At 36.1% G+C, this 12,197-nt stretch carries 14 protein-coding genes; 11 read left to right on the top strand and 3 right to left on the bottom strand.

Features of this window, described 5'->3' with window-relative positions; genetic code table 11:
- Window positions 1-66: 66 nt before the first annotated feature.
- The gene (locus tag NG806_RS09280; RefSeq protein ID WP_261512816.1) at window positions 67-777 is read right to left on the bottom strand and encodes a hypothetical protein; all 711 of its coding nucleotides are present in this window, start codon (window positions 775-777) and stop codon (window positions 67-69) included.
- 563 nt (window positions 778-1,340) lie between these two features.
- Here NG806_RS09280 and NG806_RS09275 point away from each other — a divergent pair.
- Window positions 1,341-2,153: a helix-turn-helix domain-containing protein gene (locus tag NG806_RS09275; RefSeq protein ID WP_261512815.1), complete on the top strand. Its 813-nt coding sequence runs from the start codon at window positions 1,341-1,343 to the stop codon at window positions 2,151-2,153.
- 191 nt (window positions 2,154-2,344) lie between these two features.
- On the opposite strand, the gene NG806_RS09270 is transcribed toward NG806_RS09275, so the two are convergent.
- Window positions 2,345-2,566: a cytochrome C551 gene (locus NG806_RS09270; RefSeq protein WP_214826785.1), complete on the bottom strand. Its 222-nt coding sequence runs from the start codon at window positions 2,564-2,566 to the stop codon at window positions 2,345-2,347.
- A gap of 491 nt (window positions 2,567-3,057) precedes the next feature.
- Window positions 3,058-4,683, bottom strand: a complete 1,626-nt coding sequence (gene pruA, locus NG806_RS09265; protein ID WP_261512814.1) for an L-glutamate gamma-semialdehyde dehydrogenase — start codon at window positions 4,681-4,683, stop codon at window positions 3,058-3,060.
- A gap of 391 nt (window positions 4,684-5,074) precedes the next feature.
- Between pruA and NG806_RS09260 the strand changes: the two genes are divergently transcribed.
- The 10 genes from NG806_RS09260 to NG806_RS09215 all read left to right on the top strand — a co-directional run bounded on the left by NG806_RS09260 (window position 5,075) and on the right by NG806_RS09215 (window position 12,100).
- Window positions 5,075-5,437 carry a hypothetical protein gene (locus tag NG806_RS09260; protein ID WP_261512813.1) on the top strand — a complete coding sequence of 121 codons (363 nt, stop codon included), beginning with the start codon at window positions 5,075-5,077 and terminating at the stop codon, window positions 5,435-5,437.
- A gap of 151 nt (window positions 5,438-5,588) precedes the next feature.
- Complete coding sequence (gene ureA / locus NG806_RS09255) at window positions 5,589-5,891, top strand: urease subunit gamma (protein WP_261512811.1); 303 nt, start codon at window positions 5,589-5,591, stop codon at window positions 5,889-5,891.
- A 9-nt stretch (window positions 5,892-5,900) separates the two neighbouring features.
- A complete protein-coding gene (ureB, locus tag NG806_RS09250) occupies window positions 5,901-6,269 on the top strand; it encodes an urease subunit beta (protein WP_261512810.1) in 369 nt (122 codons plus the stop codon).
- A 1-nt stretch (window position 6,270) separates the two neighbouring features.
- A complete protein-coding gene (gene ureC / locus NG806_RS09245; protein ID WP_214826778.1) occupies window positions 6,271-7,992 on the top strand; it encodes an urease subunit alpha in 1,722 nt (573 codons plus the stop codon).
- 69 nt (window positions 7,993-8,061) lie between these two features.
- Window positions 8,062-8,727 (top strand): hypothetical protein, encoded by a 666-nt coding sequence (locus tag NG806_RS09240; RefSeq protein ID WP_214826774.1) that lies wholly within the window; start codon window positions 8,062-8,064, stop codon window positions 8,725-8,727.
- On the top strand, window positions 8,717-9,229 hold the full coding sequence (gene ureE, locus NG806_RS09235; RefSeq protein ID WP_261512809.1) for an urease accessory protein UreE: 513 nt from the start codon (window positions 8,717-8,719) through the stop codon (window positions 9,227-9,229). The genes NG806_RS09240 and ureE overlap by 11 nt, the downstream gene beginning before the upstream one ends.
- Before the next feature lies 1 nt (window position 9,230).
- On the top strand, window positions 9,231-9,920 hold the full coding sequence (locus NG806_RS09230; protein WP_261512808.1) for an urease accessory protein UreF: 690 nt from the start codon (window positions 9,231-9,233) through the stop codon (window positions 9,918-9,920).
- 40 nt (window positions 9,921-9,960) lie between these two features.
- Window positions 9,961-10,599, top strand: a complete 639-nt coding sequence (ureG, locus tag NG806_RS09225) for an urease accessory protein UreG (protein ID WP_261512807.1) — start codon at window positions 9,961-9,963, stop codon at window positions 10,597-10,599.
- Complete coding sequence (locus NG806_RS09220; RefSeq protein ID WP_261512806.1) at window positions 10,600-11,388, top strand: urease accessory protein UreD; 789 nt, start codon at window positions 10,600-10,602, stop codon at window positions 11,386-11,388.
- A 10-nt stretch (window positions 11,389-11,398) separates the two neighbouring features.
- Entirely contained in the window at window positions 11,399-12,100 is a 702-nt protein-coding gene (locus NG806_RS09215; RefSeq protein WP_214826759.1) for a hypothetical protein, read from the top strand.
- The last annotated feature ends 97 nt before the right edge of the window (window positions 12,101-12,197 follow it).

Genomic DNA, 12,197 nt, shown 5'->3' with positions numbered 1-12,197 from the left:
AAAAAATTAATCCATCACATTTTTCGTATGATGGATTAGACTATATACACAATTATTTGATGTTACTTAATTGGAGATTTTATAAATGTAAAAAGAAGAGGCGCTGGAGCCTAATAGCCCAAGATCTAAAAGAGATGAGCCTGTAAGTCCAAAAGTGATCTTATCACCAGCTTGTAGAGGATATACTGAATTAATATTACTTTCGGATATTGTTAAGCTAAGGAGAAGTAGATTGATCCCACTAAAAACCCGTGTGTCTAAAAGAGTGACTGTTGTACCTGTCGTTTTCAATATGCCAATACCAGGCGAATTAGCTAATACAGATGCCTGCAATCCAGTGCCATAGCGAAAGGTGTAGCCTATAGCGTAAATTCCGGCTGATGGTACTGTATATGTATAGTCAGTATTAGAAAATAAAGCGATATTTCCAACTGTTCTTTCAGTTGTTACAAAATTTACCGCTCTAAACCCAGCAGGAAATAATCCCAGACTAAGAAGACTGATACCTGAAGTTTTTTTTGCTGCATAAGCAGTGGCATTTGTATTGACAAGCGTATTGATTATCGATGGATCCATCTTTGAGACCTCATTAGTGCTTTGATTGATTGCTAAAAGTTGATAGCCAGATATAGAGGGAACCTGTGGAACCGTTCGGATTTTTGTGTTTCCATTAATGTCTAAAGAAGCTGTTGGAGTTGGTGTATTAATCCCTATTTGGGAAAATAATGAAGTTGAGAAAGCAGCTAAAATCAGAGTGCAAGTTTTAATTTTCATCATTTTGATTTTTTTAATTGTTTTGTTATTTTTAAATTTAAAAAGCATGTTTTTTTTCAAGAAATATTTGTGATAATAATTCAAATGTAGTTGAATTATTATAATGAGTAATAGATTCAAAATTTATAAATAATGGTTATTAGAAGGTATTTGTAACTGCTTTTTTATTTATAATTTATAATTGATTGATATTGTAAATTATAAATCAATAAGTGGTGATTTTTTTTAATTTTAAAAAAATATCCCAATTTTCTTAGTAGGATAGGTAAATTATTTTTTTATCTGATTTTAGAAATCGTTGAGCTTTTTTGTATCAAAGAGGGTTAAATTCGCTGAAAATATTATTAATGAGAAGGATCATTTGTATTTTGGGCTTTCCTTTAGATAATATGGTGCCATTTTATTGAACTTCAATGTATCACCTCATCGCTTTTTACTGTATTCTAATCAGGAAACTTTAGACAAGTTTAATTAAATGGGCATTAATTATAAAAAAAGAAAATAGCATGTAATTTTTAAACTATTTTTGAGACTCATTGTATATCACATTATTATATTGAAAAAAAATGGAACTGAAATTAATGAGGCCGAAGGACAAAACGCTGGCTAATTACATGGAAGGATATTATTTCCTTAATAAAGACCGCAGTTCTAAGGATATAGAATATCTTACTTTTCCAAATAATTATAGTATATTATCTGTATCACAAAATATAGAATTGAAATTCGGTGAAAATGAGATAAAAGCAATAGGAATTAATAATGGTAGATTTTCATCCGATTTAATATGTCACTACAAAAAACCTATAAAAGTCTCTATACAAGGTCACTTCAATGAGATCACTTTTTATTTTAAGCCGTTAGGGCTTAATGCTTTTTTAATAAAACCACTTAAAGAATATACCAAAGATTTTTCCCAAGTTTTTTTACCTTATGATGATTATAAGGAATCCATGATTTCTATTTTGAATGAGAAAAATAATGAAAAGCAAATCGACATGATCGAAGAATTCTGGATGTCTAAATACGTTGGTTTTAATCATTCTTTTTTTACTGATTTGGTAGATGATGTAATGAAAGATCTGGATAAATCGCTGGAAAGCCATGCCACTCAGTATAAAACCAGTAGGCAAACGATCAATAAACTTTTTGATATTCATTTAGGTAAAAGCCCTTCAGATTTCAGAAAAATCCAACGCTTTCGTGAAACACTTATACAGAGTGTAGATAAAAAAACACTCACAGAACTAAGTTATGATCATTTGTTTTACGATCAATCTCATCTGATAAAAGATTTTAAATCATTAACCGGTTTAACGCCCAAGAATTTTTTTGCTAAAGTCTATAGTGAAGGAAAAGTGAAATGGTTATTTCTTTAGCTTACTTTACAATTTTACAATTTTTTTGTTTTCCTGATCTTTATTTTTGATACATATTTAATGACCATGAAAACTAAAATTAATATGTTATTAATGAAATAAAAAAGATCAGCCCCTTTATAAAGCCTTCATATATCAAAAAAATCCGCAGCGTTTCAACTGCGGATTTTCCATATTTAGTTTAAAAATGATTATCGAGTAGCTGGAGCTTTAACCGTATCAGTTTTCATCTTGATACTATCAGGAGTCGCCATCTTTGTTTTCATTGTATCAGTAGTAGATGGTGTTGTCGTTTTTACGGACTGATCTACTGCTGTAGAATCTTTATTTCCTGATGACATCTGTGGCTCCTTCGTTCCGCAACTCACTGCAAATATCCCTAAACCTAGGGTTAATAACACTAACTTTTTCATATTATCCTATTTTGGTGTACTAGTAAAAGTTCAAGAATTGTTCCTAACTGGGTTTATAAATTATTAAAAAAATAATAAAATGATTAAAATTTTGTTAATAATGGACGGAAAGTTGGTATATGGAAGAATAGAGGACTGCTGATTGTGTCGGAAACTTACGAGCAACAATAAAAGCTACATAACAAGAAATAGTTAGAGATTTCTTTTGGCTTGCAATGATAGGTTTCGTTCTTATCTATAGCATGTTTTTATAAATTATGTCGAACTTTGTCATTCTGTAAGAATCAAAATATACATAATACCATTTAAATTTCTATCAATGATTATCATTCTTGCAGATTATGGAGATTTCTCAGATAGAATAAACACATCAGCTTAATTCGCAAAATCTACGAAAGCATAAAAGAATATTCTTCAAAAGGACAAGCACAAAAAAGCCCCGAAAGTAAAATTCCGGGGCTTATGTTAATGATCAATGATCACTTATTATTTTATCCCAAATATGGATATTTGTAATCTTTAGGAGAAACAAAAGTTTCCTTGATACTTCTTACAGACGTCCATCTTAGAAGATTCATTTTAGAACCTGCCTTATCGTTCGTTCCTGATGCTCTACCACCACCGAAAGGTTGTTGTCCTACTACAGCACCTGTTGGCTTATCATTGATGTAGAAATTTCCTGAAGCATTTTCCAATGCTTTGAAAGCCTCGTTTACAGCATAACGATCTTGTGCAAAAACAGAACCTGTTAATGAATAAGGAGATGAAGAATCTACTAATTGTAAAGTTTCTTTCCAGTCTTTGTCTTCATATACATAAATACTTAAGATAGGACCGAAGATTTCTTCAATCATGCTCTCATACTGAGGATTTGTAGTTTCAATAACGGTAGGGCTTACAAACCAACCTTTAGAATCGTCACATTTCCCACCAATTGCTATTTTAGCTTCACTAGAGTTTTGAGCTCTGTCGATATATCCTTTGCATTTTTCAAAAGAATTTTTATCGATTACTGCATTTATAAAGTTAGAAGGATCTTCAGGGGAACCGATTTTTATAGTACTCATCTGAGCTTCCATTACTTTTTTCACATCTTCCCAAAGAGATTTAGGAACATATGCTCTCGAAGCAGCTGAACATTTCTGACCTTGATATTCGAAAGCTCCTCTTACTAAAGCTGTAGCTACAGCTTCAACATTAGCAGAAGGGTGAGCAATAACAAAGTCCTTACCACCAGTTTCTCCAACTATTCTTGGATAGGTTCTGTAGTTATGGATATTATCTCCGATCATTTTCCACATTCCCTGGAATACTTTTGTAGAACCTGTAAAATGAAGTCCTGCAAAATCACGGTGTGCCAATACTTTTTCAGCTGTATCTTTTCCATCAGTGAAGATCATATTGATAACCCCTGCAGGAAGACCCGCTTCAGTTAATACATCCATAATCACTTTAGCAGAATAAACCTGTTTATCAGAAGGCTTCCAAACCACTACGTTTCCAAGCATTGCCATACAAGTTGGCAGGTTTCCTGAAATCGCTGTAAAATTAAATGGAGTTACTGCAAAACAGAACCCTTCCAATGGTCTGTATTCTACGCGGTTCCAAATTCCATTATCAGAAATTGGCTGCTCAGAATACATTTCTGTCATAAATTCAACATTGAATCGTAGGAAATCGATAAACTCACAAGCTGCATCAATTTCAGCCTGGTGCACGTTTTTAGATTGTCCGATCATTGTTGCAGCATTGATCACGTCTCTGTATGGTCCTGCTAATAGATCAGCAGCTTTTAAGAAGATGGCAGCACGCTGTTCCCATCCAAGCTCATTCCACTCTTTTTTAGCAGCTAATGCAGCATTGATCGCATCATCCACATGTTGCATTGTTCCTTTGTAGTAAAATCCGAAATCATGAGCATGATCCTGAGGAGATTGAAGCTGAACTTTTTCGTCAGTTTTTACTTCCTTTCCGTTAATGACCATTGGGATTTCTATTTTTTCAGCCCACATTTTTTTGTATGTGGCAATAAGGCTTTTTACTTCAGCTGAACCTGGTACATAAGAGTTTACGGGCTCATTCACTGCAAGTGGAACTTGCGAAATTGCTTTTGACATATATTTAAATTGTTTTTAATTAAGTCTGTACCACAAATTTACGATAATTCGTGCAAAGAAAAAATAAACCATAGTTTTTAAAAAATATCATTTACATTAATATACTCTATAATAATTGCATTAATTCATGAATGAAAATAAATTGTTTAGGTTGTTTTTATTTCGATTTTATAATTAAATGAGAGAATGTATCTAATGTGAATAGTAATTAATATCATCTCATATAAGTTGTCCTATTTTTATAATAAAGGATAACCCTATCTATAAAAGACTTATAAGATATTTAAAAATAAAGATCACTTCCATTTGTCACGATTTTGAACATTTTAAATGATCTTTTTGATAGGGCAGGAGATTTCATTAGCCTAATTTTACGTCATCAATAATGGATATGAATAAAAAGATTGTACTATTCTCTATCGTGGTTTTCTTCACGGCTTTGTGCACCTGTTTTTATGGGTACAGAGGAGAGATTCAATCGTCTTCTAATACCATTTCAAAAAATAAAATTTCACAGAAATCTGATCATCAAACTCCAGACGAAGGGTATGCATTATTAGATAATCAGGATGAGCCTGATCTCAATGATCTGGAAAAAGTGAAATTTGATTATTCAGCAATCGTACAACAGTGCATCAATCTTTTCTTTGGTACTTATTCTTATGAAACAAAGTCTCTGGTTGTTCATGAACCTGTGTACATTACAACACCAAGATATATTCTATATCATTCTTTACAGATAGACATCTGCTAATTTTTCTTTTTATTAATCGATACTTATACGATCTGTATTTCTATACAGATTCATAAGATCCGTTTTCAATTTTTTAATACTAAAAGCATTTCGATTTGCCTTTTCTAAAAGGCAGACAGGATATCGCATGTTCAATTTTAAATAACATACAATGCATTTAACACCCAGAGAAACAGAGAAACTCATGCTATACATGGCAGGTGAGCTGGCTCTAAAAAGAAAAGCCAGAGGGCTTAAGCTTAACTACCCGGAATCTATTGCTATCATCGGCCATTTCCTGTTGGAAGGAGCCAGGGATGGGAAAAAAGTAGCTGAACTGATGCAGGAAGGTGCACAAATTCTTACCAAAGATGATGTGATGCCTGGAGTATCGGAAATGATCCACGATGTTCAGATAGAAGCGACATTTCCCGATGGAACAAAACTCGTAACCGTACATAATCCAATCCGCTAATTCATACGTATGATACCAGGAGAAATTTTTGTAAAAGAAGGTGCAATTATCTGCAATGAAGGCAGAGAAACTGTAAAACTAAAGGTTGTAAATACCGGAGACCGTCCTATTCAGGTGGGTTCTCACTTTCATTTTTTTGAAGTGAATAACGCGATGAGTTTTAATAGAGAAAAAGCTTTCGGTAAGCGACTGAACATTGTAGCAAGCACAGCGGTTCGTTTTGAGCCGGGGGAAGAAAAAGAGGTAGAGCTTGTAGAAATAGGAGGAAGCAAAAAAGCAATGGGCTTCAATAATCTTGTGGATGGATCCGTAGATTCAGAACAACAGAAAGCGGAAAGCCTTACAAAAGCGATTCAGTTAAATTTTAAAAATCTGTAAGATGAGTTTACACGTAGATAGAAAACAATATGCCAATATATTAGGTCCTACCGCCGGAGATAGAATCCGCTTGGGAGATACTGAGATGATCATTGAAATTGAAAAGGACTTTACCCATTATGGAGATGAAGCCGTTTTCGGAGGCGGAAAAACCGTTCGTGATGGAATGGGACAAAATGTAACCCGTAAAAGAGATGAAGGAGTTCTGGATCTTTGTATCACGGGAGCTGTGATCATCGACCACTGGGGAATTGTAAAAGCTGATATTGGAATTAAAGACGGTAAAATTGTAGGCATTGGAAAGGCAGGAAATCCTGACACGATGGATGGAGTCGCTCCCAATATGATCATCGGAGCTTCTACGGAGGTACATGGTGGAAAAGGATATATTGTAACAGCAGGAGGAATTGACACTCACATTCATTACATCTGCCCACAACAGATTGAAACTTCTTTATATAGTGGGATTACAACTATGATTGGTGGTGGAACAGGTCCTAATGACGGAACCAACGCGACAACGGTTACACCAGGAAGATTCAATATCCAGAGAATGCTGGAGGCTGCTGAAGAATATCCTATGAACCTTGGATTCTTTGGAAAAGGAAACTGTTCGGCTGAAGAACCGATTGAAGAGCAGGTTGAAGCAGGAGCCTTGGGTGTTAAAATTCATGAGGACTGGGGTGCAACACCAGCAACGATTGATGCTGCATTAAAAGTGGCAGACAAATATGATGTTCAGGTGGCTATCCATACTGATACTTTGAATGAGGGAGGTTTTCTTGAAGATACGATGCGTGCTATTAATGGAAGAGTAATCCACACCTTCCATACTGAAGGAGCGGGAGGTGGACATGCACCGGATATCATTAAAGCCGCGATGTATCCGAATGTCCTGCCTGCATCTACTAACCCCACACGTCCTTATACCATTAATACCATCGATGAGCATTTGGATATGCTGATGGTTTGTCATCATTTAAGTAAAAATATTCCTGAAGATGTTGCATTTGCAGATTCCCGTATCCGTCCCGAAACGATTGCCGCTGAAGATATTCTTCACGATATGGGGGTGTTCAGTATTATGAGCTCGGATTCTCAGGCTATGGGAAGACCCGGAGAAGTCATTACCAGAACATGGCAGACTGCCAGTAAAATGAAAGAACAACGGGGTCAGCTTGATGAGGATAAAGGTTCCGGACATGATAACTACCGTGCTAAACGATATGTAGCAAAATATACGATCAACCCGGCTATTGCCCACGGAATTTCGGAATATGTAGGTTCTATTGAAGAAGGGAAATTGGCAGATTTAGTGATCTGGAGACCTGCATTATTTGGTGTAAAACCAGAAATGATCTACAAAGGGGGTATGGTAATCGCCAGCAAAATGGGTGATCCGAACGCTTCTATTCCAACACCGCAGCCTGTTATTTACAGAAATATGTTTGGTGCGCATGGAAGAGCAAAATACGGAACCTGTGCTACTTTTGTTTCTCAGGTTTCTATAGACAATGGTTCTATAGCAGAATTTAAGCTGGAAAAGATGATCCTACCGGTAAAAAACTGTAGAAACATCTCTAAAGCAGACCTCATCCACAACGATAAAACTCCTTTAATTGAAGTGAATCCTGAAAATTATAAAGTGACTGTTGATGGTGAATACATCACTTGTGAGCCTGCTGAAAAACTTCCTTTAACTCAGTTGTATTATCTGTTCTAAGAAAGACATTTATATAGCCCGGTGAAAATCCGGGCCTTTCAAAGAATATCAATTAAATCTAAAGATCAGATGAAATACTTTAATAAAAAAGCACTGTCAATAGCTATAGCTGGAACTTCTTTTATGTCTGTTCAGATGCATGCACAGTTTCTGGGCGGGAAAAGATTAAAAAGTGATGAAGAAGGACCCAAAGGGCAATTTATGGTGTATGGCTCTTTTGATTATTCAAAAACCAATGCGCCTTCAGGCAGTAACAGCTCTGTAGGAACAAGTGCTAATGCGGGTGTTCCTATTGGCATAGGATATTTTTTCAACAATAATGATGTAATCGGAGTTAATTATGCTTATGCTCAGAATGTTTCAGATCACCGTACAATATACAAGCAGAATGAAGCCGGGATCTGGTACAGCCCATCTGTCAGTTTGGGGAAATACTTTGCTTTGATTGGTCAGGTCGACGCTCATTATGTCTGGGGTCAGCAATTATCAGAGACTTCGGATGCTATGAATAACTTTAATGGGTACCGTCTTCGTGCTTATCCTTTATTTGCCATTTTCTTAGGTGGTGGATGGGCTCTGAAATTCAAGTTTGCAGAACTCTCAATGCTGCAGACGAAAACAAAACAGGAAGGCTGGACAAAAACGTATGTAGCAGGAATAAGTGCTTCCACTTTTGGAGTAGGAATTTCTAAGAATATCGATTTCAGAAAAAAAAATAAGAACAATGATTATTAATGAAACCTTAGGTAATATTTCTGAATATCCTTCGATGGAAAAAGGAATAGATTATCTGGATCTGGAATGGTTTGAAACCACCAAAAGAATTCAGCGTAAGAAAACCCGTGGGGGGAAGGATATTGCGATCAAATTCCTTAGAGAAGGGCAAAGACTGCGTGAAGGAGATATTCTCTATCAGGATGAAGGGAAATTGATTATCGTAAATGTTCTGGAAACCGAAGCCATTGTCATGAAGCCTGCATCAATGCTGGAGATGGGAACGGTATGTTATGAGATCGGGAATAAACATATTCCATTATTTATTCAGAATGATCAGGTATTGTTACCCTTTGAAATGCCGATGTACAGATGGCTGGAGGCAAGTGGGTTTGCTCCTGAATTACAGAATGTAAAGCTCCTGAACCTTCTTAAATCGAATGTGGAACCTCACGGATATGGAAGTTTAGGATCTACTTTATTTACTAAAATACTTAAAATGGCAGCGCCAAAGGATGAATAATATGAACTTAAATTTTCTGGCAGGTTTGCTGCATATCGCCGATCCCACATTGCCAATAGGTGGGTATAGCCATTCTAACGGACTGGAAACGTATGTGCAGAAAAGAATTGTCAATAATCTGAAAACGGCAAAAGAGTTTGTAGAAAATATGCTGATCTATAATTTGAAATATAACGATGGAGCTTTGATGAGGTTCTCCTATGAAGCGGCTAAAAAAGAAGATTTAGCAACAATCATAAAACTTGATCAGGAATGTAATGCATTAAAATGTCCGAAAGAAATACGTCAGGCCAGTCAGAAATTAGGACTGCGTTTGATTAAGATCTTCAAAAGAAGGGAGCATTTTTCTTTTATGGAATCATATGAAGAGGTCATCCGAAAAGGAGAAGTCAATTCTCACTACTGCATTGTATTTGGTATTTACACGGCTTTGATGAATATTCCTTTGTATGAAGCTTTGTTAGGGTTTTATTATACATCAGTAGCTGGAATGATTACCAATGCCGTAAAATTAGTACCTCTTGGACAGCTTGATGGACAGGATATTCTATTTGAGCTTTATAGTGTGATGGAACAGACTGCACAGGAGACGATGGGAATAGACAGGGAACTGGTGGGAATCTGTAATACGTCTTTTGATATTCACTGTATGCAGCATGAAAGGCTGTACTCTAGGTTGTATATGTCTTAAATGCTAAATAACAAATTTATATTTAATTAAAATTAAAAAAATGGAAAATAGAAAGTATATAAAAGTAGGAGTGGCGGGTCCTGTAGGATCAGGAAAAACCGCATTACTGGAACGTTTGAGCAGAAAAATGTTTGGAACCTACGATCTTGGAGTGATCACTAATGATATTTATACCAAAGAAGATGCAGAATTTATGGCTAAAAACAGCCTTTTGCCTCACGAAAGAATTATCGGGGTAGAAACAGGAGGTTGCCCTCATACCGCTATCAGAGAAGATGCCAGTATGAATCTTGAAGCAGTAGATGAATTAACTGCCCGTTTTCCGGATATCGAATTGGTTCTAATAGAAAGTGGGGGGGATAACTTATCAGCAACCTTTAGTCCGGACCTTGCTGATGTTACTATTTTCATCATCGATGTAGCGGAAGGAGAAAAAATCCCAAGAAAAGGAGGACCTGGTATTACCCGCTCGGATCTTTTAATTATTAATAAAATTGATCTGGCACCACATGTTGGAGCAAGTCTGGAAGTAATGGAAAGGGATGCAAGAAGAATGAGAAACGGAAGTCCTTTTGTTTTTACCAATCTTAAAACCGATGAAGGATTGGATAAAGTGATTGGCTGGATCAAAAAATATGCATTGCTGGAAGAATGTGAAGAACCGAATCTTGTACGATAGATGAATAGCCGTTTAGAATTGGCTGCCGGATATAAGGAGGGGAAATCTTATGTGAAAGATCTTTATGTCTCCCTTCCGTTCAGAGTGGTATCTGTAGGGCAGCGTAAGAATGACAACAAACTCTATCAGATGATCATGAGTTCTTCGCCAGGAATTCTGGATGGAGACCGTTATCATTTGGAAATCACACTGGAAAAAGGAGCCTCATTGCAATTGCAATCACAGTCATACCAAAGATTATTCAATATGGAAGATAAGGCTGTCCAGCTTTTAAATGTTTCCATGGAGGATCATACTTCCTTCGCATATGTTCCGCATCCGATCGTTCCTCATGAAAGTTCAAATTTTAAAAGTGAAGCACAGATTCATATTGGAAAGAACAGTCAGATCATTATCAGTGAAATTATCACCTGTGGAAGAAAGCATTACGGAGAAGTATTCAAGCTGAAACGATTTCAGAATCTGATGGAAATCTATCATGAAAATAAACTTATGATCAAAGATAATGTGCTTATTCAGCCGGAGCTTATTCCAATCAATGGGATTGGTAATCTCGAGCAGTTTACCCATCAGGGAACTTTGATCTTTTACAGTACAAAGGATAATGTGGATAAAGAAGCTTTAATTGAATCTATTTTAGCAACAAGCGAAGCAAACAATAAGGATATGGAAATTGGGATTTCGGCAATGGAAAATAATGGGTTTATCATCAGAGCCCTTGGAAATGGAGGGGAATTGATGTATAACTTTTTTCTTTATGTACAGGAAAAGCTTTGGAGCTTACCATAAAAATTAATTAATGGATACAACGATTTGGGCACTTTTAATCAGTGCAATTTCTATAAGTTTTATACATACGGCATCGGGGCCGGATCATTATCTCCCGTTTATCGTACTTTCGAAATCAAAGGGATGGAGTGGAATGAGAACAGCTGTTTTGACAATAGTTTGTGGATTTGGGCACGTAATGAGCTCTTTAGTATTGGGTTTTATTGGCGTTTTCTTAGGCTGGCAGCTGAATAAAATTTCATGGTTTCAGGATATAAGAGGTAATTTTTCAGGCTGGGCATTGCTTATTGTAGGTGGGATTTATCTGATCTATGGGCTAATTCAAGCTGTTCGAAATAAGCCTCACAAGCATTTTGATGTGATGGGAGACGATGTCTATGTGTATGAACACAATCACACTGAAATGGTAATGCCTCAAACAAGGATTAAAGTAACTCCACTGGTCTTGTTTATGATTTTTGTAATGGGACCCAGCGAGCCTTTAATTCCACTTTTATTCTATTCAGGAGTAAAACATTCTACGTACGAAATTTTTGCGCTCGTTACCTCTTTTACCATAACAACCGTTTTAACGATGTTGGGGATGGTATTATTGGGACGTTATGGATATTCCACATTATTCAATACCGAAAAATTGGAACGTTATATGGGAGCGGTAAGTGGAGCAGTGGTTACGGTTTGTGGAATTGGAATGGTATTTCTGGGATGGTAGTGGTACGAGTTGTGGGGGTAGGATCCTGGAAATATAATTCTTAGTTATGTAACCCGTAACTCTAACCTCGAACCATCAGATCTAACATCTGACATCT

Origin of the sequence: Chryseobacterium paludis (genome assembly GCF_025403485.1) — a bacterium.
Classification (GTDB): Bacteria; Bacteroidota; Bacteroidia; order Flavobacteriales; family Weeksellaceae; genus Chryseobacterium; species Chryseobacterium paludis.
Note: the sequence above shows the minus strand (reverse complement) of the source record. Positions and strands in the feature narration are given on the sequence as shown.

Excerpts from the sequence above, each read along its gene's own strand:
- NG806_RS09280 (WP_261512816.1), bottom strand. The coding sequence starts at position 777 with ATGATGAAAATTAAAACTTGCACTCTGATTTTAGCTGCTTTCTCAACT.
- NG806_RS09275 (WP_261512815.1), top strand. The coding sequence starts at position 1,341 with ATGGAACTGAAATTAATGAGGCCGAAGGACAAAACGCTGGCTAATTAC.
- NG806_RS09270 (WP_214826785.1), bottom strand. The coding sequence starts at position 2,566 with ATGAAAAAGTTAGTGTTATTAACCCTAGGTTTAGGGATATTTGCAGTG.
- pruA (WP_261512814.1), bottom strand. The coding sequence starts at position 4,683 with ATGTCAAAAGCAATTTCGCAAGTTCCACTTGCAGTGAATGAGCCCGTA.
- NG806_RS09260 (WP_261512813.1), top strand. The coding sequence starts at position 5,075 with ATGAATAAAAAGATTGTACTATTCTCTATCGTGGTTTTCTTCACGGCT.
- ureA (WP_261512811.1), top strand. The coding sequence starts at position 5,589 with ATGCATTTAACACCCAGAGAAACAGAGAAACTCATGCTATACATGGCA.
- ureB (WP_261512810.1), top strand. The coding sequence starts at position 5,901 with ATGATACCAGGAGAAATTTTTGTAAAAGAAGGTGCAATTATCTGCAAT.
- ureC (WP_214826778.1), top strand. The coding sequence starts at position 6,271 with ATGAGTTTACACGTAGATAGAAAACAATATGCCAATATATTAGGTCCT.
- NG806_RS09240 (WP_214826774.1), top strand. The coding sequence starts at position 8,062 with ATGAAATACTTTAATAAAAAAGCACTGTCAATAGCTATAGCTGGAACT.
- ureE (WP_261512809.1), top strand. The coding sequence starts at position 8,717 with ATGATTATTAATGAAACCTTAGGTAATATTTCTGAATATCCTTCGATG.
- NG806_RS09230 (WP_261512808.1), top strand. The coding sequence starts at position 9,231 with ATGAACTTAAATTTTCTGGCAGGTTTGCTGCATATCGCCGATCCCACA.
- ureG (WP_261512807.1), top strand. The coding sequence starts at position 9,961 with ATGGAAAATAGAAAGTATATAAAAGTAGGAGTGGCGGGTCCTGTAGGA.
- NG806_RS09220 (WP_261512806.1), top strand. The coding sequence starts at position 10,600 with ATGAATAGCCGTTTAGAATTGGCTGCCGGATATAAGGAGGGGAAATCT.
- NG806_RS09215 (WP_214826759.1), top strand. The coding sequence starts at position 11,399 with ATGGATACAACGATTTGGGCACTTTTAATCAGTGCAATTTCTATAAGT.